This window comes from Cellulomonas timonensis (assembly GCF_900046455.1).
Classification (GTDB): domain Bacteria; phylum Actinomycetota; class Actinomycetes; order Actinomycetales; family Cellulomonadaceae; genus Cellulomonas_A; species Cellulomonas_A timonensis.
Genome location: NZ_FCOT01000008.1, coordinates 143,512 through 163,125, shown reverse-complemented (window position 1 = coordinate 163,125; position 19,614 = coordinate 143,512). Strand labels below are relative to the sequence as shown.

Here is a 19,614-nt window from a genome sequence, read left to right as displayed (position 1 = left end):
AACTCCGTGTCAACATTGTGTTTCGGCGCCGAGATTCGAAGCGAGAACGCGTCCTCGCAACGGATTCGCTTGCGCTTGCCGCGACAGCGCGCGACCATCACCTACGTGAGCACTCGAGCCAACCACGTCGCCCCACCCGTCCTCGACGACCTGTCGAAGGCGATCATCGAACAGCTCCAGGAGGACGGTCGCAGGCCGTACGCGACCATCGGCAAGGCGGTCGGGCTGTCCGAGGCGGCCGTGCGGCAGCGCGTGCAGCGGCTCACCGACTCCGGCGTCATGCAGATCGTGGCCGTCACGGACCCGCTCCAGGTGGGCTTCTCGCGGCAGGCCATGATCGGCATCAAGACCGACGGCGACCTGGAGCACCTCGCCGACGCCCTGGCGGCGCTGCCCGAGGTCGACTACGTCGTCATCACCGCGGGCGGCTTCGACGTGCTCGCCGAGGTCGTGTGCGAGGACGACGAGCACCTGCTCGAGGTGCTCAACAGCAAGATCCGCACGATCGCGGGCGTGCGGGCCACCGAGACGTTCGTGTACCTGCGCCTGCGCAAGCAGCTCTACAACTGGGGAACCCGATGACCGACTCCACGACCCCGCGCGGCACACTGCGCGCCGACGCCGCCCGCTCCCACCTGTGGGGGCACTTCACCCGCCAGAGCGCGTGGGACGGCGGTGTGCCGACCATCGTGCGCGGCGAGGGCCACCACATCTGGGACGACACCGGCCGCCGGTACATCGACGGGCTGTCCGGGCTGTTCGTCGTCCAGGTGGGGCACGGCCGCGCCGAGCTCGCCGAGCGGGCCCGCCAGCAGGCCAGCGAGCTCGCCTTCTTCCCGCTGTGGTCCTACGCCCACCCGCAGGCGATCGACCTCGCGGAGAGGCTCGCCTCGCACGCCCCCGGCGACCTCAACCGGGTGTTCTTCACGACGAGCGGCTCCGAGGCCGTCGAGACCGCGTGGAAGCTCGCCAAGCAGTACTGGAAGCTGCAGGGCCGCCCGGGCAAGCACAAGGTGATCTCCCGAGCGGTGGCCTACCACGGCACCACGCATGGCGCGCTGTCCATCACCGGGCTGCCGACCCTCAAGGAGCCGTTCGAGCCGCTGGTCCCCGGCGCCCACAAGGTGCCGAACACCAACCAGTACCGGGCGCCCGAGGGTCTGCGCGACGACCCGAAGGCCTTCGGCCGGTGGGCCGCGGACCGGATCGCCGAGGCCATCGAGTTCGAGGGCCCGGACACCGTCGCCGCCGTGTTCCTCGAGCCCGTGCAGAACGCCGGCGGCTGCTTCCCACCGCCGCCCGGGTACTTCGAGCGAGTCCGGGAGATCTGCGACCAGTACGACGTGCTGCTCGTCTCCGACGAGGTCATCTGCGCGTTCGGACGGATCGGCGACATCTTCGCGTGCAACGAGCTGGGCTACGTGCCGGACATGATCACGTGCGCGAAGGGCATGACGTCCGGCTACTCTCCCATCGGCGCCCTCATCGCCTCGGACCGCCTGTTCGAGCCGTTCGCCACAGGCGCCGCGTCGTTCGCACACGGGTACACGTTCGGCGGGCACCCCGTCTCCGCCGCGGTGGCGATGGCGAACCTCGACATCTTCGAGCGGGAGAAGATCCCCGAGCACGTGCGCGCCAACGCCCCGGTGTTCCGCGCCACACTCGAGCGGCTGCTGGACCTGCCCATCGTCGGCGACGTGCGGGGCGAGGGGTACTTCTACGGGATCGAGCTCGTCAAGGACAAGGCCACCCGTGAGACCTTCGACGACGACGAGAGCGAGCGGCTGCTGCGCGGGTTCCTCTCCGGCGCGCTGTACGACGCGGGGCTGTACTGCCGCGCCGACGACCGCGGGGACCCGGTGATCCAGCTCGCCCCGCCGCTGACCTGTGGGCCCGCGCAGTTCGACGAGATCGAGCAGATCCTGCGCGGGGTGCTCTCCGAGGCCTGGTCCCGCCTGTGACCGACGTGCGGCCCCTGTCGCTGTGGTGGGACCAGCTCGTCGAGGAGGATCCCACCGCGCAGGGGCCGCACCCGGCCCGGGCGGCGCTGGACGGGGACGCGCAGGCCGACGTGGTGATCGTCGGCGCGGGCCTCACCGGCCTGTGGGCCGCCTACTACCTGCTGGAGGCCGACCCGTCCCTCGAGGTCGTGATCGTCGAGCAAGAGGTCGCCGGGTTCGGCGCCAGCGGGCGCAACGGCGGCTGGTGCTCGGCGCTGTTCCCCGTCTCCGCGTCGGCCCTGGCCCGCCGGCACGGGCGCGAGGCGGCCCTCGCGATGCGCGCGGCCATGCGGGACACGGTGGTCGAGGTGGGGGGCGTGGCGGCCGCCGAGGGCATCGACTGCGACTTCGCCTACGGCGGGACCGTCACCCTCGCCCGCAACGAGCCCCAGCTCGAGCGCGTGCGCCAGGAAGCCGCCCACGCGGCGCAGTGGGGCGACGAGGAGCACCTGCTCGACCCGGACGGCGTGCGGGAGCGCGTCCGCGCCGCAGGGGTGCTGGGAGGCACGTGGACGCCCGACTGCGCGCGCGTGCAGCCCGCACGGCTGGTGCGCGGGCTGGCCGACGTCGTAGAGCAGCGCGGCGCACGCCTCCACGAGGGCACGCGCGCGCTGCGGATCTCCCCCCGCGCCGTCGTCACCGACCACGGCACGGTGCGGGCCCGGTGGGTGCTGCGCGCCACCGAGGCGTGGACGCCCGAGCTGCCCGGCGACCGCCGCGCCATCGCCCCCGTCTACTCCCTCATGGTGGCCACCGCCCCACTGCCCGCCCAGGTGTGGGATGAGATCGGCCTGGCGCGCTTCGAGACCTTCACCGACGCCCGGCGCCTCATCGTCTACGGCCAGCGCACCGCCGACGACCGCCTCGCGTTCGGCGGTCGCGGCGCCCCCTACCACCTCGGCTCGGCCGTGCGGCCCGAGTTCGACCGCTCGCCCGCCGTCCTCGCGCATCTGCAGCGGAGCCTCGTCGAGTTGTTCCCAATCATCGACGGCGCCCGGTTCACGCACTCCTGGGGCGGCCCGTTGGGCGTTCCCCGGGATTGGAGCCCCTCGGTGGGCCTCGACGCGGACACCGGCATCGGCTGGGCGGGCGGCTATGTCGGCGACGGCGTGGCGACGTCCAACCTGGCCGGGCGCACCTTCGCGGACCTGGTCACCGGCGCGGACAGCGAGCTGGTCAGGCTGCCCTGGGTGGGGCACCGCTCGCCGGCGTGGGAGCCCGAGCCGCTGCGCTGGGCGGGGATCACCGCAGGCCGGCGCGCCGCGGAGCTCGCCGACCGCGCCGAGCAGCGCACCGGGCGGCCCAGCCGGGCGGCGGCGCTGCTCGAGCGGCTCACCGGCGGCTAGGCCCGCCCGGCCAGGCGGGCGAGCGGCCTCAGCTGACGGTGACGACCGGCGCCCCGGACCCGTCCACCGGGTCCATCGACTCGGCGAGGCGCATGGCCTCCTCGATCAGCGTCTCGACGATCATCGACTCGGGCACGGTCTTGATGACCTCGCCCCGCACGAAGATCTGACCCTTGCCGTTGCCCGACGCGACGCCGAGGTCCGCCTCGCGCGCCTCGCCCGGGCCGTTGACGACGCAGCCCATGACGGCCACGCGCAGCGGCACCTCGAGGCCCTCCAACCCGGCGGTGACCCGCTCGGCGAGGGTGTAGACGTCCACCTGCGCGCGACCGCATGACGGGCACGAGACGATCTCCAGCTTGCGCGGGCGCAGGTTGAGCGACTGCAGGATCTGGATGCCGACCTTGACCTCCTCGACCGGAGGCGCCGACAGGGACACGCGGATGGTGTCGCCGATGCCCTTGCTCAGCAGCGCGCCGAACGCGGTCGCGGACTTGATGGTGCCCTGGAATGCCGGGCCCGCCTCGGTGACGCCCAGGTGCAGGGGCCAGTCGCCGCGCTCGGAGAGCAGCTCGTAGGCACGCACCATCACCACGGGGTCGTTGTGCTTGACCGAGATCTTGAAGTCGTGGAAGCCGTGCTCCTCGAACAGCGACGCCTCCCACACGGCGGACTCGACGAGCGCCTCGGGGGTGGCCTTGCCGTACTTCGCCAGCAGCCGAGGGTCGAGCGAGCCCGCGTTGACGCCGATCCGGATGGAGATCCCGGCGTCGGTGGCGGCGCGCGCGATCTCCTTGACCTGGTCGTCGAACTTGCGGATGTTGCCCGGGTTCACCCGGACCGCCGCGCAGCCGGCGTCGATGGCCGCGAAGACGTACTTGGGCTGGAAGTGGATGTCCGCGATCACGGGGATCTGCGACTTGCGGGCGATCGCCGGGAGGGCCTCCGCGTCGTCCTGGCTCGGCACCGCCACGCGCACGATGTCGCAGCCCGCTGCCGTGAGGGCGGCGATCTGCTGCAGCGTGCCGTTGATGTCGGTGGTCGGCGTGGTGCACATCGACTGCACGCTGACCGGCGCGTCGCCGCCGACCTCGACCTTGCCGACCTTGATCTTGCGGGTCGGACGGCGGGGGGCCAGCACCGGGGCTGGAGCCTCCGGCATGCCAAGACTGATCGGGATGCTCACGCGGTCATTATTCCTCTCTTCGCGGCGCCCACCGCACACAAAGCGGGGGCAGGCGCCAGACGTGCACAGATCCCGCCCGGTCGGCCGGGTGGCGGCCGGGTCAGCCGAGCGTGACCGGTTTGACCACGTCGGCGTAGATGAGCAGCGCGCCCATGCCCGCGAGCAGCACGAACACCCCGTAGGCGAGCGGCACCAGCCGCGCCGTATCGAACGGCCCGGGCCGGGCGCGCCCCCGCAGCCGGGCGACCTGCCGTCGGGCGCCCTCCCACAGCGCGCCGACCACATGGCCGCCGTCCAGCGGCAGCAACGGGATCAGGTTGAACACGAACAGGGCGATGTTGAGCGACGCGAGCAGGGCCAGCATGCTGGCGACCCGCTCCGCGGGCCCGTACCCCTCGGCTTCGGTCGAGGCGATCTCACCGGCGAAGCGGCCCACGCCGACCACCGAGATGATGGTCGACTCGTCGCGCTCCGCGGAGCCGAACGCGGACCGGGCGACGTCGGCGACGCGGGCCGGGAGGTTCACCACGACCCCTGCCGTCTGCGCCACCGCGTCGCCGACCACGCCGGGCACAGTGCTGATCGGCTGGGTCTGCAGCTCGGTTCCGGGCCGGATCCCCAGGAAGCCCACCTCGTGGGTCACCGGCTCGCCGTCGGCGGTGGCCTTCGGCACGCCGTCCTCATAGACCGGGCGCTCCGCGACCACAGGTGTGACAGTGGTGGCGACCTCGTCGCCGTCACGCTCGACCACGATCGGCACCGGGGTGGCCCCCGTCTGCTGGATCAGCGAGGAGAGCTGCTCCCAGCTCGTGATCTCCACGCCGTCGTAGGACACCACCCGGTCGCCGGGCTCGAGGCCAGCCGCCGCGCCCGGCGCCAGCTCGTCGGCGTCGGTGCACTCGCGCGTCGCATCGGCGCCCGCAGGGATGACGCACTGGTTGACGGCGGTGAGCGTGGTGCTGCTGCCCGCCAGCCCGAACCCGCTGATCACCACGGTGAGCAGCACGATCGCGATCAGCAGGTTCACGAACGGCCCGCCGAGCATGACGATGACCTTCTTGGGCGTCGACAGCCGGTAGAAGGCCCGGTGGTCCTCGCCGGGCAGGATCTCCTCGGCGCTGGCCTCACGCGCCTGCGCGGCGACCTTGCCGAATACCGTGCGCGCGGGCGGGTCGCCCACCGCCTGCGCGGTCGGGTACATCCCGACCAGGCGCACGTAGCCGCCCAGCGGGATCGCCTTGAGGCCGTACTCCGTCTCACCCTTGGTCCGCGACCAGAGCGTGGGGCCGAAGCCCACCATGTACTGGCTGACCCGCACGCCGAAGCGCTTCGCGGGGATCATGTGCCCGAGCTCGTGCAGGCCGATGGAGACCAGCACGCCCACGACCAGCACGACCACGCCCAGCAGATACGCCATGACACTCCGTTCTGAGGAACCGGGGGCTGACGCTACCCGGAGGCCGTCCTTCGATCATCCCCCGCATGGCTGAGAACGCACTGGACGTCAGCGGTTCGACGCCCACGGCAGCGCGGGGCGGCAGCGGGTCAGCGGCGCGCGAGCAGCTCGTGCGTGCGGGCCCGGGCCCACTCCTCGGCGCCCAGCACGTCGTCGAGCGTGAGCGCCCCGCGCGCGCCCTCGTGCTCGTCCAGCACCCGAGCCACCGTGTCCACGATCTCCACGAAGCCGAGCCGCCCCGCGAGGAACTCCGCGACGCACTCCTCGTTGGCGGCGTTGAGCACCGCCGGGTGGGTCGGCGAGGCGGCCACGGCCTCCCGGGCCAGCCGCACGGCGCCGAACGCCTCCTCGTCGAGCGGCTCGAACGTCCACGCCGTCGCCTGCGACCAGTCGCAGGGCGGCGCGACGTCGGGGACGCGGTGCGGCCACGACAGGCCCAGCGCGATCGGCAGCCGCATGTCGGGCGGCGACGCCTGCGCGATGGTCGAGCCATCCACGAACTCCACCATCGAGTGCACCACCGACTGCGGGTGCACCACGACGGTGATATCCGCCACCGGCACGCCGAACAGCAGATGCGCCTCGATGAGCTCCAGGCCCTTGTTCATCAGCGTCGCGGAGTTCACCGTCACCACGGGGCCCATCGACCACGTGGGGTGGGCCAGGGCCTGCTCGGGGGTGACCTTCTTCAAGTCGTCGCGGCCACGGCCACGGAACGGCCCGCCCGACGCGGTCAGGATCAGCCGGCGCACCTCGGACCGCGAGCCCGACCGCAGCGCCTGCGCGATGGCGGAGTGCTCGGAGTCGACGGGGATGACCTGTCCGGGCCGCTGCTGGGCCGCGGCGACGAGCGCCCCGCCCACCACCAACGACTCTTTGTTCGCCAGCGCGAGCGTGCTGCCCGACTCGAGCGCAGCGAGCGTGGGGCCCAGGCCCACCGACCCGGTGATGCCGTTGAGGACCACGTCGGCGCCGCGTGCGGCGAGCCGGGTCGCGGCATCCGGGCCGGCCAGCACCTCCACGCCGAGCTGGCGCAGCCCCGCGTCGGCGCTGGCCCGGGTCAGCTCCGCGAGCAGCGGGCCGGCCGCGTCGGGGTCCGCCACCGCGACGGCCTGCACGCCGAGGCTGATGGCCTGGCGGGCGAGCGCGGCGGGGTCGGCGCCGCCAGCGCTGAGGCCGGTGACCCGGAACCGCTCGGGGTTGCGGGTGATGACGTCGACAGCCTGGGTCCCGATGGACCCGGTCGAGCCGAGCAGGAGGACGGTGCGCTCACTCATGGGACCCATCATCCCGTGCCGTGGGGCCGTCACCTGACGCGTGTCACTCCGCGCCGAGCAGGACCTCCACGGCCCGGGCGAAGAACGCGTCCACGGGAGCCTCGGCGTAGGCGCCCCGGCCCTTGCGCCGCCCGAACGTCGCCGAGCGGATGTCCTGGGCGGTCAACGGCACGCCCTTGTCGAAGTAGGCGACGAGCCGCTCGCACAGGTCGTCCACGTCGTCGGCGTCGTACCCCTGCTGGCGTCCGGCAGGCGGTGCGAAACGCTCGCCGTCGGGACGGGTGAGCCGCCCGTACAGGGTCCGCGCCTGGTCGGCGAGCATCTCCATCCACGCCTGCTGGCCGCGCTCCGCGAGGACCTCCGAGCGGGAGCGCGCCACGAACGCGGCCTCCAGCCGGTCCAGCGCCGCGTCGACCGCGGAGGTGACGTACCCGCCACGAACCATGTCGAAGGCGACCGACCGCACGTCCTTGCCGGTCAGCGCCCCGGGCTGGCCCGCCTCGTACACCGAGCGGGCGTGGTCGAAGAACTCGTCGACCTCATCCGGGTCGTAACCGCTGCGTAGCCGCGAGACCGTGCGGAACATGCCCTCACTCATCCCTGTTCCTCCGCTGCGAGCTGGCCGCAGGCGCCGTCGATGTCACTCCCCCGCGTGTCACGGACCGTCGTGGGAATGCCGTGCGCGCGCAAGCGTGCCACGAACTCGCGCTCCACGGCGGGATCACTCGCGGTCCAGATCGACCCGGGCGTCGGGTTGAGCGGGATCGGGTTGCAGTGCACCCAGCCGCGACCGCGGGCGTTGAGCTTGGAGCCCAGCATGTCCGCGCGCCACGCGTGGTCGTTCATGTCCTTGATGAGCGCGTACTCGATGGACACCCGACGGCCGGTGACCTCGAAGTAGTGGTACGCCGCGTCGAGCGTCTGGTCGACGCTGTACCGGGTGTTGATCGGGATGAGCGAGTCGCGCAGCTCGTCGTCCGGGGCGTGCAGCGACACCGCGAGCGTCACCGGGATGCCCTCGTTGGTGAGCCTCGTGATCGCCGGCACCAGGCCCACGGTCGAGACGGTGATGTTCCGGGCGGACATCCCCAGGCCCTCCGGCGCGGGCGCCACGAGGGTGCGCACCGTCTCCATGACGGCCTTGTAGTTCGCCAGCGGCTCGCCCATGCCCATGAACACCAGGTTCGAGAGCCGCGTCGGCCCGCCGGGAACCTCGCCGTCCGCGAGCGACCGGCTCGCGAGCCGCACCTGCTCCACGATCTCGGCGGTGGACAGGTTCCGGGTCAGGCCCATCTGGCCGGTGGCGCAGAACGGGCATGCCATGCCGCAGCCCGCCTGGCTGGAGACGCACAGCGTCGAGCGGTTCGGGTAGCGCATCAGCACCGACTCGACCTTGGCGCCGTCGAACATGTGCCACAGCGTCTTGACGGTGGTGCCGCCGTCCGCCTTCATGGTGCGCACCGCGGTCAGCAACTGCGGGAACAGCTTCTCGACGAGGAGGTCCCTCGTCGCCTTCGGCAAGTCGGTCATCGCCTCCGGGTCGGAGGTCAGGTGCGTGAAGTAGTGCGTCGCCAGCTGCTTGGCCCGGAACGGCTTCTCGCCCAGCTCCGTGACGGCGGCGATCCGCTGCTCGGGCGTGAGATCCACGAAATGGCGCGGCGGCTTGCCGCGGGGTCCCCGGGTGGTGGGGGGCGTCAGGTTCAGTGCGACAGGTGACTTCTGCAGTTCGACGGGTGTCCCGCTCATGGGCACCCCCTTCCTAGCGATCGATGTGCGTCGGGTGCGCGAGTGCGCTCACACGACAGGTTGGAGCACGTTCAGGATGAGGTAGACGACCGGGGCCGCGAACAGCATCGAGTCGATGCGGTCCAGGAGCCCGCCGTGGCCCGGCAGCAGGGACCCCATGTCCTTGAGCTCGAGGTCGCGCTTGAGCAGCGACTCCGACAGGTCGCCGAGCGTGGCCGTCACCACCGTCGCCACGCCGAGGAACACGCCCACCACGGGGTCGCCGTCGAACATCACGCGGAGCCCGACGACGCCGACGACACACGCCAGCACGATCGAGCCCAGCAGGCCCTCCCACGTCTTCTTGGGGCTGACCGACGGCGCCAACGGGTGCCGTCCGATCAGCACCCCGACCGCGTAGCCGCCGGTGTCGCTCGCCACGCACAGCAGGATGAACAGCAGGACGCGCTGGGCGCCGTCCGGCATCGCCAGCAGCAGCATCACAAACCCGCCGAGGAACGGCAGGTACGCGGCCGCGAAGATCCCGGCCGTGGCGTCGCGCAGCGCCGGCGCCCCGTTGCCGTCGAGGACCCGCCAGATCACCACGCCGCCCGCCGTCAGCATGAACGCGACGAACAGCGCCTCGGGCCCGGCCGTGTACGCCGAGACCATGATGCCGACGTCGCCGACGAGCAGCGGCAGCAGCGGCAGGTGGATCCCCCGGCGGGCGAAGGCCTGCGCGAGCTCCCACAGGCCGCCGCCAACCGCGAGAACAGCGAGGAGGAGGAACCCCTCCTTGCGGACGAACAGCGACGCGCCGACCAACGCGAGCAGCAGCAGGCCCACGACGGTGGCGACGGGGAGGTCGCGACCGGCGCGGGGGGTGCGCGCTGCGGGCGGCATAGTGGACGGCACGGTGGCGGTGCGGACGGCGTTCGGGGACATCAGACCTCGAGCAGCTCGGACTCCTTGGCGGCGAGCACGGTGTCGATGACCTCGACGTGCCGCTTCGTCAGCGACTCCAGCTCCTTCTCCGCGCGGGCGACCTCGTCCTCGCCGGCCTCGCCATCCTTGACGATGCGGTCCAGCTCCTCCTTGGCGCGCCGGCGGATGTTGCGCACCGAGACCCGGGCCTCCTCGGCCTTGGTCTTGGCGAGCTTCACGAAGTCCTTGCGGCGCTCCTCAGTGAGCGCGGGCAGCACGACGCGGATGACGTTGCCGTCGTTCGAGGGGTTGACGCCCAGGTCCGAGTCGCGCAGCGCCTTCTCGACGGCGACCGTGGACGACTTGTCGAACGGCGCGATGAGGATCGTGCGGGCCTCGGTCACGTTGAACGACGCGAGCTGCTGGAGCGGCGTCGGCGTGCCGTAGTAGTCCACGAAGATCTTCGAGAACATCGCCGCGTTGGCACGTCCCGTGCGGATCGTCGCGAAGTCCTCCTTGGCGACCTCGATCGCCTTGTCCATCTTCTCTTCGGCCTCGAGGAGGGTCTCGTCGATCACCGGTGCTCCTTCGTCTACGTCGTGGGCTGTGCGGGGCGGGCTGCGGTCAGCTCGCGGTGACCAGCGTGCCGATCTTCTCACCCTGGAGTGCGCGGGTGACGTTGCCGCTCTCGCTCATGCCGAAGACGCGCATCTTCACGTCGTTGTCCCGGCACAGGCTGATCGCAGTCGCGTCCATCACCGCGAGGTCGTTGACGAGCGCGTCGGTGTAGGTCAGGTGGTCGAGCTTGACGGCCGTCGGGTCCGTGCGGGGGTCCGCGGAGTACACCCCGTCGACCCCGTTCTTGCCCATCAGCACCTCCTGGCAGTGCGTCTCGAGGGCGCGCTGCACGGAGACGGTGTCCGTGGAGAAGTACGGCATGCCGGCGCCGGCGCCGAAGATCACGACGCGGCCCTTCTCCATGTGCCGGATCGCACGGAGCGGGATATAGGGCTCGGCGACCTGGCCCATGGTGATCGCGGTCTGCACGCGGGTGCTGACGCCCGCCTGCTCGAGGAAGTCCTGCAGTGCCAGGCAGTTCATCACGGTGCCGAGCATGCCCATGTAGTCGGCGCGCGCCCGGTCGATGCCGCGCTGCGACAGCTCGGCGCCACGGAAGAAGTTCCCGCCGCCCACCACGATCGCGACCTGCACGCCGCCGCGCACGGCCACGGCGATCTCCGCGGCGACGCGCTGCACGACATCCGGAGCCAAGCCGATGCCGCCGCCCCCGAAGGTCTCCCCCGAGAGCTTGAGCAGCACGCGACGGGCAGGCTGGGCCGCCCCGTCGTCTCCTGCGGTCGCGTCCTGCGCCACGGTTCCTCCAACTTGCCGGTGGTGATGGTCTTGCCGGTGGTGATGGTCCAGATGCGCAGGTGGCCCCGACCCCAGCGGGCCGGGGCCACCTGCCTCACACGTGCGTGGGTCAGGCGCCCACGCGGAAGCGCACGAACTCCGTCACCGAGCCGCCAACCTCGGCCAGCACCTGGCCGACGGTCTTCTTCGGGTCCTTGGCGAATGCCTGCTCGAGCAGGACGTTCTCCTTGAAGTACCCGTTGACACGGCCCTCGATGATCTTCGGCAGCGCAGCCTCGGGCTTGCCCTCGTTGCGCGCGGTCTCCTCGGCGATGTGGCGCTCCGAGGCGACCGTCTCGGCCGGGACGTCCTCACGGGTGAGGAACGTGGGCGAGTACGCCGCGATGTGCGTCGCGATGTCGCGGGCCACCGAGGCGCCTGCGGCATCGGTGGCGACGAGCACGCCGACCTGCGGGGGGAGGTCCTTGTTCACCTTGTGCAGGTAGACCTCGACGTGCTCCCCCGCGACCCGGGCGAGACGGCGCACGACGATCTTCTCGCCGAGCGTCGCTGCGGTCTCGTCGACCACGCTCTGCAGCGGCGTGCCGTCCACGTCGACCGCGAGCAGGGCGTCGGCGTCGCGGGCCCCGGAGGACACAGCGACGTCGATGACCTTGGCGGCCAGCGTGATGAAGGTGACGTTCTTCGCGACGAAGTCCGTCTCCGAGTTGATCTCGACCATGACGCCCGCGGCGCCCTCGCCATCCGGCGTGGGGCCGACGTGCGCGGTGACCAGGCCGTCGGAGGCCGAGCGGCCCTCACGCTTGCCGACGCCCTTGAGGCCCTTGACGCGGATGATCTCGAGCGCCTTGTCGGGGTCGCCCGCGGCTTCCTCGAGCGCCTTCTTGACGTCCATCATGCCCGCGCCGGTCTTCTCCCGGAGCGCCTTGATGTCCGCGAGGCTGTAGTTCGCCATCAGATGTGTCCGTTCTTCTCGTCAGTGGGAGCGGTGGGTGCCGGCGTCACTCGGACGCGGCGTCACCCTCGGACTTGGCGGCCTCGTCCTCGACGGCCTCGACAACGGCCTCGGCGACCTCAGCGGCCTCGACTGCCTCGACGACCTCAGCGGCCTCGACGGCCGTCTCGGCGACGACCTCTGCCGTGGCGACCTCGTCGGCCACGGCAGCGGCCTCGGCGCCGGCGAGGAGCTCGCGCTCCCACTCGGCGAGCGGCTCGGCCGCGGCCGCAGGAGCGCCCTCGGCGCCTGCGCGGCCGGAGTGGCGCTGCGTCAGGCCCTCGGCGGCGGCGTCGGCGATCACCCGCGTGAGCAGCGCAACGGCGCGGATCGCGTCGTCGTTGCCCGGGATCGGGTAGTCCACGACGTCGGGGTCGCAGTTGGTGTCGAGGATCGCGACGATCGGGATGCCGAGCTTGCGCGCCTCGTCGACAGCAAGGTGCTCCTTGTTGGTGTCGACGATCCACACCGCGGAGGGCACCTTGGCCATGTCACGGATGCCACCGAGCGTCTTGGCGAGCTTGTCCCGCTCGCGACGCATGATGAGGAGCTCCTTCTTCGTGAAGACGCTGCCCGCGACGTCGTCGAAGTCGACGAGCTCGAGCTCCTTGAGGCGCTGCAGGCGCTTGTTCACCGTCTGGAAGTTGGTGAGCATGCCACCGAGCCAGCGCTGGTTGACGTAGGGCATGCCCACGCGTGCGGCCTGCTCGGCCACGGGCTCCTGCGCCTGCTTCTTGGTGCCGACGAAGAGGATGGTGCCGCCGTGGGCGACCGTCTCCTTGACGAAGTCGTACGCGGCGTCGATGTAGGTCAGCGACTGCTGCAGGTCGACGATGTAGATGCCATTGCGCTCGGTGAAGATGAAGCGCTTCATCTTCGGGTTCCAGCGGCGGGTCTGGTGTCCGAAGTGGACACCGCTCTCGAGCAGCTGGCGCATGGTCACGACGGCCATGGCACGTCCTTTCGGTGCGCACCTGCCGGTGCGCACGTCTGGGCGGGCCCCTGTGCGGGACCCGCATCTCGGTTGTCGGCTCCGGCCTTGTGACCGGCGCCCCTGGCGCCACGTCGTCGCTGGCGCCGGGCTGAACGAGCCCGGACCGATGCCAGCGCCGACCCTCGACCTGGACCGCCCTGAGAGGGCGCTCGGAGGAGAAGGTGACGCGCGATGTCGACCGGTGCGGACCGGTCGCGTGTGTCATCGTACCCGACGGCCCGACGCCTCCCACAGCACCGGCCGGGGCGCGCGCGCCCACAGGCGCGACGCGACGCCGGACCCGCGGGGTCGCGACGCGCGAGGATCCACCGCATGGCAGCCCTCACCAGCGGAATCACCTCGACGCTCGCCGTCGTCGCCCTCGCGGGCGCCCTCGCCTATGGGGCCGTCGTCGTCGGGCCGTCAGCCACGGATGCGGCCGACAGCGGGCCCGCAGCCGGGCATGGCGAGGGCGACGACGCCAGAGGGCGGCCCGGCGGTGGCGCGACCGCCCCGACGCCGCGCGGCGACTACCTCGTGCCGACAGCCACGCTCACCGTGCTGCGCGCGTTCGAGCGGCCCCCGGCAGCCTGGGCTGCGGGCCACCGGGGCGTGGACCTCGCCGCCTCGACCGGCGAGCAGGTGCGCGCGCCGGCCGACGGGACCGTGGCCTTCGTCGGCCTGGTCGTCGACCGACGCGTGCTCGCCATCGCCCACCCCGACGGTAGGCGGTCCACCCTCGAGCCCGTCGCCAGCGACCTCTCCCCCGGAGCCGTCGTGCGGCAGGGCGACGCCGTCGGCCACGTGGAGCCGGGCGCGGGGCACTGCGCGCCGCTGTCCTGCGTGCACTGGGGCGTGCGGGAGGGCGAGGCCTACCTCGACCCGCTCACACTGATCGAGGGTGGGGGGCCCGTGGTGCTGCTTCCCTGACGAGGCGGCGTCAGGAGCGCTCCGACTCCGTGAGCTTGGCGCGCAGGCGCAGCATCGCCGCGGTGTGCATCTGGGAGATGCGCGACTCCGTGACCCCCAGCACCCGGCCGATCTCCGCCAGCGTCATGCCCTCGTAGTAGTAGAGGATCAGCACGATCTTCTCGCGCTCGCCCAGCTGCTCGATCGCCCTGGCCAGCAGGAACTTCGTCTCCTGGGCCTCGAAGCTCCCGGCGGGGTCGCGGGCGCGGTCGTCGCCGAGCGTGTCGATGAGGCTCAGCTTGTCGGAGCGCTCAGACCCCGCCCCCATCAGCTCGTCGAGCGCGGCGACGTTCACGGTGGAGAGCTGCGTGAAGACGGAGCGGAGCTCGCTGACGCCCACGTCGAGGCGCTGGGCGACCTCGGCCTCGCTCGGCGTGCGGTGCAGCTCGCTCTCCAGCTCCGCGTACGCGCGGTCGACGGCGCGCGCCTTGGTGCGGACCGAGCGCGGAATCCAGTCCATCGCCCGCAGCTCGTCGAGGATCGCGCCCCGGATGCGCGCGCTCGCATACGTCTCGAACTTCACGGCCCGGTCCAGCTCGTACTTCTCGATCGCGTCGATCAGGCCGAACATCCCGTAGGAGACCAAGTCGGCCTGCTCCACGGTGCTGGGCAGGCGCATGCCCACGCGGGACGCGACAGCTGTGACCAAGGCGCCGTAGTGCAGGATCAGCCGCTCGCGCACCCGCCGGTCGCCGTGCGCCTTGAACTCGACCCAGGCCAGCTCGATGTCGTCCGCGGCGGGCGCGTCCGTGTCGTCGGCGGGCCGGACGAGGTTGAGGCGGCGCTGCTGCGGAAGCGTGCCGATGGCCTCCGCGGTGTGCGGCTGGGGGATGACCCCCTCCGGCGCCGTCACCGTGGAGTGCGTCCGGGATGCGAGCAGCACGACAGACTCGGCCTGTGCAGTCATCTCGCTCCTCCTCTCGTCTGGGGTCATGCCCGCGGGTGCGCCTGTTCGAACGACGCTCGTAGCCGCTCCGCGGTCACGTGCGTGTACCTCTGGGTCGTCGCCAGGCTCGCGTGGCCCAGCACCTCCTGCACGCTGCGGAGGTCCGAGCCGCCCTGGAGCAGGTGGGTGGCGGCGCTGTGGCGGAGGGCGTGCGGCGCGATGTCGTCGACGCCGGCGAGCCCGGCGACCTCATGCGAGACCGCGCGCAGCTGGCGCTGGTCCACCCGGCCCCCGCGGCGGCCCAGGAACAGCGCAGACCCGGACGTCGATGTCGCGAGCGCCGGCCGGCCGCGGGAGATCCAGTGGCCGAGCGAGTCGGCGGCGGGGATGCCGAACGGCACCACGCGCTCCTTGTCGCCCTTGCCCACGACCCTGACGGTCCGCTCGTCGAGGTCGACGTCGTCGATGTCGAGGCCGCAGATCTCGCCCACGCGGGCGCCCGTGGCGTACAGCAGCTCGAGAGCCGCCCAGTCACGCAGGTGGACCGGGTCCGCGTCGTCCGCACGGGTCCGGGCGACGTCCAACAGTTGCGCGGCCGAGTCCACCGCCAACACCGTTGGCAGGCGGCTGGCCGCCCGCGCGCTGGCGAGCCGGAGCGCGGGGTCCGCGGGCACCCGGCCCGTGCGGCTGGCCCACTCGAAGAAGGTGCGCGCCGCGGCGCCGCGGCGCGCGAGGGTCGAACGGCTGCGCTGGGCGGCGGCCATGCTGGCGAGCCAGCCGCGCAGGACGCCGAGGTCGATGTCGCACAGCTCGTCGCGCCCGTGCCGCCCGGCGTACGCGAGCAGGTGCTCGAGGTCGCTGAGGTAGGCCCGCACGGTGTGGTCTGACAGCCCGCGCTGCATGCGCAGGTGCGTGGCGAAGTCGGCGAGTGCGCGGACCTGGTCCGCCGTCGCCCTGACCTCGCTGACTGCTGTCATGCCCCTACCGTGGCCTGTCACACAGTCGGCCCACAAGCGCCGTTGGTCACAGTTCACCCGCTGCCCCGGCGATACCTCGCCGGATGTCCTAAACGCCGCTTCTCCTCGGCCCGGTCGAAACCGAATTGTGATGTCGCGAAGTGACGACGCTCACAGGCAACGGCGTCTCAGCAGGTCGCGCTACCACAAGGCTCCGGGCCACACACGTTCGTGACTCACCCGCCCGGCGACCATGACTGCCCCCAGGGAAAGCGCAACCCCGTCCACGCGCCCGATGCGGCGTCACGCCCGGACGACCCGGCGCGCGACGTCGCACTAACACCGCTAACCTCCCAAAAGGTACCAAACGGGACGGGGGCGGATCGTGGCACACCAGGGGACCAAGGCAGACGAGACGGCGGGCAGGCGCCTGCTCGGGCGCGGGATCGCAGCGGCGACGGTGGCGGCGGCCATCGTCGCGGCCACACTGTGGATCCCCCTCGCGGAGGTGCGAGCGGCGGTGCCGACACCCGGGCCGACGTCATCAGTCATCACCGTCAACGCCGGGGGCGTGCGGGACACGGCCACATCAGTGGCCGGGCTGGCCGGCGTCACGCTCCAGCTCTACAACGGCGGAGCCGCCGGCCCGACGACCCCAGTGGCCGACAGCTGGGCCACTTGCGTCTCCGACGCGGACGGCGACTGCAGCTTCGTCGTGCCCGGCACGAACCTCACCGGCCCCAACCGCGACCGCCGCTTCTGGGTCGTCCAGACCGGTGCGGCGCCCGACTACGAGATCACCACCACGCTCGGCACCGGCGACAACGGGGAAGTCTCGACGCCCTACCGGTTCCGCACTGGCACGGTGCTCCGCAGCGGGGAGACCTACTCCTCGACCAGCTCCTTCATGATCGGCACCGGCGACACCAACTCCGTCGCGTCGGGCGGGATCTGGGCGACGACTCGGGACAACCCCGCCATCCCCGCCCAGTGCGGGCTGACCGTCGCGCTCGTCCTCGACCTGTCGGGCTCCACCGCCGGCAGCTTCGACGCGCTGAAGACCGCTGCGCAGGAGATGGTCGACGCCCTCGCCGGCACGAACTCCCAGATCGCCCTCTTCACGTTCGCCACCACCGCCCCGGCAGCCCCTGGCGCCAACCTGCCCGTCACCCCGGTGTCCACCGCCGCCGGCGCCGCGACCGTCAACGCCGCGATCGACGCGCTCCCGACACCTGTGGGCGGCACCAACTGGGACCGCGGCCTCTACCAGGTGGCCGCGAGCACCACCGGCTTCGACACCGCAGTCGTGGTGACGGACGGCAACCCGACCTTCTACGGCAACGGCGAGGGCCCCGGCTTCTTCACCCGGTTCCGCGAGGTCGAGAACGGCATCTTCTCGTCCAACACCGTGAAGTCCCAGGGCACGAACGTGACCGTGCTGGGCGTCGGCGCCGGCCTCACCGGACCGCCCGACAACCTCGCGGCGATCTCCGGCCCCGTGCAGGGAGTCGACTACTTCCGGGAGACGGACTACTCGGCGGCCGCTGCCGCGTTCCGGGCGCTCGCGCTGGCCGGGTGCGCCGGATCGGTGACGGTGGTCAAGAACGTCATCCCCTCGACGAACGCGGCGGGCGACGTCAGCAACGCCACCCCGGCGGGCGGCTGGACGTTCGACGCCACCGTCAGCACACCACCGGGGACTGTCGCCCCGGCGTCAGGGCAGACGGCAGACGTGACCGGCGCGCTCTCCTTCGCTCTCACCGACAACACCGACGCGACACGGCTCCAGCTCGTGGAGACGGTCCAACCGGGGTTCAGCATTGAGCAGGTCGACGGCGCCAACGCGGTCTGCACCGACCTCAACACGCAGGCCTCGGTGGCGGTGGACAACGTCACCGAGGGCTTCTCGCTGCCTGTCCCACCTAATGCGGCGATCACGTGCCAGGTCTACAACCGCTCCCCCGCCTCCGCGGCGACTGTCGTCGTCGACAAGGAGTGGGTGATCAACGGCGGCGACCCCGTCCCCGAGGGCAACCAGCTCGAAGGGCTCCAAGCGAGCCTGGAGCTCGACGCCACCACCACGCCGTGGGGGGTGACCGTGTCCGGCTACACCGAGGGCGCCACTCTCGAGGTCGGCGAGAGCACCACTGTCGACCTGGACCTGTGCGAGATCACATCGAGCACCCTGACCGGCACCGGAGTCATCGGCTCGGTCCCGCTCGACCCCACGGCGAGCGTCGAGCTCGCCGCGGGCGAGAACGACTTCGTCGTGCGCAACATCGTCGAGTGCGCGTCCCGCCTGACGCTGGTGAAGGCCACCAACGGCGGGGCGGCCGACGTCACCGCATGGGACCTCGCGGCGTCCGGCCCCAGCGGGTCGCTCCCAGGGCCCTCGGGGGCCTCGGGATCCTCCTCGGCGACCGCCGAGGTGAGCCCGGCCGTGCGGTACGAGCTGGCCGAGTCCGGCGGGGACCCGCGATACGTGCCCTACCTCAACCCGGAGGCGGCTGCTGGCACCACGGCGAGCTGGGATTGCGTGCAACTCGACGAGTCGGGGGGCGTCGTCCCAGGCTATGCGGACGGGCTCAACGGCGGCGTCACCGTCCCGTACGGGCTCATCGTGCGCTGCACGGCGCTCAACCAGATCTCGAGCCTGATCCTCGTGAAGGAGGTCGTCAACGACTCAGGCGGCCAGGCGGTCCCGGCCGACTGGACCCTGCGCGCGGAGCTCGTCAGCCCGATCCCGGGGATCGACCCCCTCGCGGTGCCGGGGTCTGCCGAGGGCACGGAGGTGGCGGTGCGGCCCGGAACCGACTACCGCGTGTCGGAGACTGGCTCCAGCCCCGCCACCGACGCCTACGGATTGGAGAGCCTGACCTGCGTCGACGCGGCGGGCGAGCCTGCCAACCTGGTGTCCTTCGACGAGGTGTCGGTCGTCGTCAACATCCCGGCCGACACCACCATGGTGTGCACCTTCGTCAACACCGACGTGCCGGGAACGTGGCGCACCTCGAAGTCGAGCGACCCCGTCACCGGATCCACGGTGCGCGTCGGCGACCTCGTCACTTACACCGTGCAGGCGGTGCACACCGGCGGTGGGCCCGTTCCCGACGCCCTCGTGGTCGACGACCTCTCCGCAGTCCTCCCGCACGCCGAGATCGTCACGCAGCCGGTCGTGACCGCGGGAGCGGTCACCCGAGTCGGCGACCGGCTCGAGTGGCTCATCCCGTCGCTGGACGCGACGCAAACCATGACGTTCTCGGTGCGCGTGACCACCACCCAGCCCAACGTCGAGATCCTCAACGTCTTGCAGCAGTCGGCGGGCGGGCCGTGCGACGACGCGTGCACGAGCGTCGTGCGGACGCCTGGCACGCCCACACCGCCCGAACCCGGCGCCGGGGGCGGACGGCTGCTGCCCACGACCGGATCCGCTCCCGTGCCCTACTTCGCCGTGATGCTCGTCATCATGGTGGTCGGCGTCGCGCTCGTCCTCGAGGCCCGGCGCCAACGGTCCCAGATCTGACCCTCTCGAACGACCGCGCGCGCCG

The 19,614-nt window shown here is 71.8% G+C and carries 17 protein-coding genes; 5 read left to right on the top strand and 12 right to left on the bottom strand.

The genetic code is table 11. The annotated features are described in order from the left end of the window. Positions 1-105: 105 nt before the first annotated feature. The 3 genes from BN3788_RS01280 to BN3788_RS01270 are packed head-to-tail and all read left to right on the top strand — an operon-like array spanning position 106 to position 3,346. The gene (locus tag BN3788_RS01280; RefSeq protein ID WP_234346416.1) at positions 106-582 is read left to right on the top strand and encodes an Lrp/AsnC family transcriptional regulator; all 477 of its coding nucleotides are present in this window, start codon (positions 106-108) and stop codon (positions 580-582) included. Continuing rightward, the gene (locus BN3788_RS01275; RefSeq protein ID WP_066582026.1) at positions 579-1,961 is read left to right on the top strand and encodes an aspartate aminotransferase family protein; all 1,383 of its coding nucleotides are present in this window, start codon (positions 579-581) and stop codon (positions 1,959-1,961) included. Before BN3788_RS01280 ends, BN3788_RS01275 begins: the two co-directional genes overlap by 4 nt. Next, complete coding sequence (locus BN3788_RS01270) at positions 1,958-3,346, top strand: NAD(P)/FAD-dependent oxidoreductase (protein ID WP_234346415.1); 1,389 nt, start codon at positions 1,958-1,960, stop codon at positions 3,344-3,346. The genes BN3788_RS01275 and BN3788_RS01270 overlap by 4 nt, the downstream gene beginning before the upstream one ends. 28 nt (positions 3,347-3,374) lie before the next feature. Here BN3788_RS01270 and ispG read toward each other — a convergent pair whose 3' ends face one another. The 10 genes from ispG to rpsB form a co-directional block, all read right to left on the bottom strand. Continuing rightward, positions 3,375-4,508: a flavodoxin-dependent (E)-4-hydroxy-3-methylbut-2-enyl-diphosphate synthase gene (gene ispG, locus BN3788_RS01265; RefSeq protein ID WP_187138347.1), complete on the bottom strand. Its 1,134-nt coding sequence runs from the start codon at positions 4,506-4,508 to the stop codon at positions 3,375-3,377. 124 nt (positions 4,509-4,632) lie between these two features. After that, entirely contained in the window at positions 4,633-5,949 is a 1,317-nt protein-coding gene (locus tag BN3788_RS01260; protein WP_066582023.1) for a M50 family metallopeptidase, read from the bottom strand. A gap of 128 nt (positions 5,950-6,077) precedes the next feature. After that, positions 6,078-7,265, bottom strand: coding sequence for a 1-deoxy-D-xylulose-5-phosphate reductoisomerase (gene dxr, locus BN3788_RS01255; RefSeq protein WP_066582021.1), 1,188 nt, complete (start codon positions 7,263-7,265; stop codon positions 6,078-6,080). A gap of 43 nt (positions 7,266-7,308) precedes the next feature. Next, on the bottom strand, positions 7,309-7,863 hold the full coding sequence (locus BN3788_RS01250) for a DivIVA domain-containing protein (protein WP_066582019.1): 555 nt from the start codon (positions 7,861-7,863) through the stop codon (positions 7,309-7,311). Continuing rightward, the gene (gene rlmN / locus BN3788_RS01245) at positions 7,860-9,011 is read right to left on the bottom strand and encodes a 23S rRNA (adenine(2503)-C(2))-methyltransferase RlmN (RefSeq protein ID WP_066582018.1); all 1,152 of its coding nucleotides are present in this window, start codon (positions 9,009-9,011) and stop codon (positions 7,860-7,862) included. Before rlmN ends, BN3788_RS01250 begins: the two co-directional genes overlap by 4 nt. Before the next feature lie 48 nt (positions 9,012-9,059). Next, positions 9,060-9,935: a phosphatidate cytidylyltransferase gene (locus BN3788_RS01240; RefSeq protein WP_234346414.1), complete on the bottom strand. Its 876-nt coding sequence runs from the start codon at positions 9,933-9,935 to the stop codon at positions 9,060-9,062. Further along, positions 9,935-10,492, bottom strand: a complete 558-nt coding sequence (frr, locus tag BN3788_RS01235) for a ribosome recycling factor (RefSeq protein WP_066582017.1) — start codon at positions 10,490-10,492, stop codon at positions 9,935-9,937. The genes BN3788_RS01240 and frr overlap by 1 nt, the downstream gene beginning before the upstream one ends. Positions 10,493-10,538: 46 nt before the next feature. Then, positions 10,539-11,288: a UMP kinase gene (gene pyrH, locus BN3788_RS01230; RefSeq protein WP_066582015.1), complete on the bottom strand. Its 750-nt coding sequence runs from the start codon at positions 11,286-11,288 to the stop codon at positions 10,539-10,541. Between the two features lie 109 nt (positions 11,289-11,397). After that, the gene (gene tsf / locus BN3788_RS01225; RefSeq protein WP_066582013.1) at positions 11,398-12,243 is read right to left on the bottom strand and encodes a translation elongation factor Ts; all 846 of its coding nucleotides are present in this window, start codon (positions 12,241-12,243) and stop codon (positions 11,398-11,400) included. A gap of 46 nt (positions 12,244-12,289) precedes the next feature. After that, positions 12,290-13,234, bottom strand: coding sequence for a 30S ribosomal protein S2 (rpsB, locus tag BN3788_RS01220; RefSeq protein WP_066582011.1), 945 nt, complete (start codon positions 13,232-13,234; stop codon positions 12,290-12,292). A gap of 354 nt (positions 13,235-13,588) precedes the next feature. Between rpsB and BN3788_RS01215 the strand changes: the two genes are divergently transcribed. Continuing rightward, the gene (locus BN3788_RS01215) at positions 13,589-14,185 is read left to right on the top strand and encodes a M23 family metallopeptidase (protein WP_082812472.1); all 597 of its coding nucleotides are present in this window, start codon (positions 13,589-13,591) and stop codon (positions 14,183-14,185) included. 10 nt (positions 14,186-14,195) lie between these two features. Here BN3788_RS01215 and whiG read toward each other — a convergent pair whose 3' ends face one another. After that, positions 14,196-15,131, bottom strand: a complete 936-nt coding sequence (whiG, locus tag BN3788_RS01210) for an RNA polymerase sigma factor WhiG (RefSeq protein ID WP_082812471.1) — start codon at positions 15,129-15,131, stop codon at positions 14,196-14,198. Positions 15,132-15,154: 23 nt separating this feature from the next. Further along, positions 15,155-16,087: a tyrosine recombinase XerC gene (locus BN3788_RS01205; RefSeq protein WP_066582010.1), complete on the bottom strand. Its 933-nt coding sequence runs from the start codon at positions 16,085-16,087 to the stop codon at positions 15,155-15,157. Between the two features lie 364 nt (positions 16,088-16,451). Here BN3788_RS01205 and BN3788_RS01200 point away from each other — a divergent pair, with 364 nt between their 5' ends. After that, positions 16,452-19,589, top strand: coding sequence for a DUF7927 domain-containing protein (locus tag BN3788_RS01200; RefSeq protein ID WP_066582009.1), 3,138 nt, complete (start codon positions 16,452-16,454; stop codon positions 19,587-19,589). The last annotated feature ends 25 nt before the right edge of the window (positions 19,590-19,614 follow it).

What these genes read in the sequence shown, in the direction of transcription:
- BN3788_RS01275 (WP_066582026.1), top strand. Translation starts at nt 579, where the DNA reads ATGACCGACTCCACGACCCCGCGCGGCACACTGCGCGCCGACGCCGCC.
- ispG (WP_187138347.1), bottom strand. Translation starts at nt 4,508, where the DNA reads ATGCCGGAGGCTCCAGCCCCGGTGCTGGCCCCCCGCCGTCCGACCCGC.
- BN3788_RS01260 (WP_066582023.1), bottom strand. Translation starts at nt 5,949, where the DNA reads ATGGCGTATCTGCTGGGCGTGGTCGTGCTGGTCGTGGGCGTGCTGGTC.
- dxr (WP_066582021.1), bottom strand. Translation starts at nt 7,265, where the DNA reads ATGAGTGAGCGCACCGTCCTCCTGCTCGGCTCGACCGGGTCCATCGGG.
- BN3788_RS01250 (WP_066582019.1), bottom strand. Translation starts at nt 7,863, where the DNA reads ATGAGTGAGGGCATGTTCCGCACGGTCTCGCGGCTACGCAGCGGTTAC.
- rlmN (WP_066582018.1), bottom strand. Translation starts at nt 9,011, where the DNA reads ATGAGCGGGACACCCGTCGAACTGCAGAAGTCACCTGTCGCACTGAAC.
- BN3788_RS01240 (WP_234346414.1), bottom strand. Translation starts at nt 9,935, where the DNA reads ATGTCCCCGAACGCCGTCCGCACCGCCACCGTGCCGTCCACTATGCCG.
- tsf (WP_066582013.1), bottom strand. Translation starts at nt 12,243, where the DNA reads ATGGCGAACTACAGCCTCGCGGACATCAAGGCGCTCCGGGAGAAGACC.
- rpsB (WP_066582011.1), bottom strand. Translation starts at nt 13,234, where the DNA reads ATGGCCGTCGTGACCATGCGCCAGCTGCTCGAGAGCGGTGTCCACTTC.
- BN3788_RS01215 (WP_082812472.1), top strand. Translation starts at nt 13,589, where the DNA reads ATGGCAGCCCTCACCAGCGGAATCACCTCGACGCTCGCCGTCGTCGCC.
- whiG (WP_082812471.1), bottom strand. Translation starts at nt 15,131, where the DNA reads ATGACTGCACAGGCCGAGTCTGTCGTGCTGCTCGCATCCCGGACGCAC.
- BN3788_RS01205 (WP_066582010.1), bottom strand. Translation starts at nt 16,087, where the DNA reads ATGACAGCAGTCAGCGAGGTCAGGGCGACGGCGGACCAGGTCCGCGCA.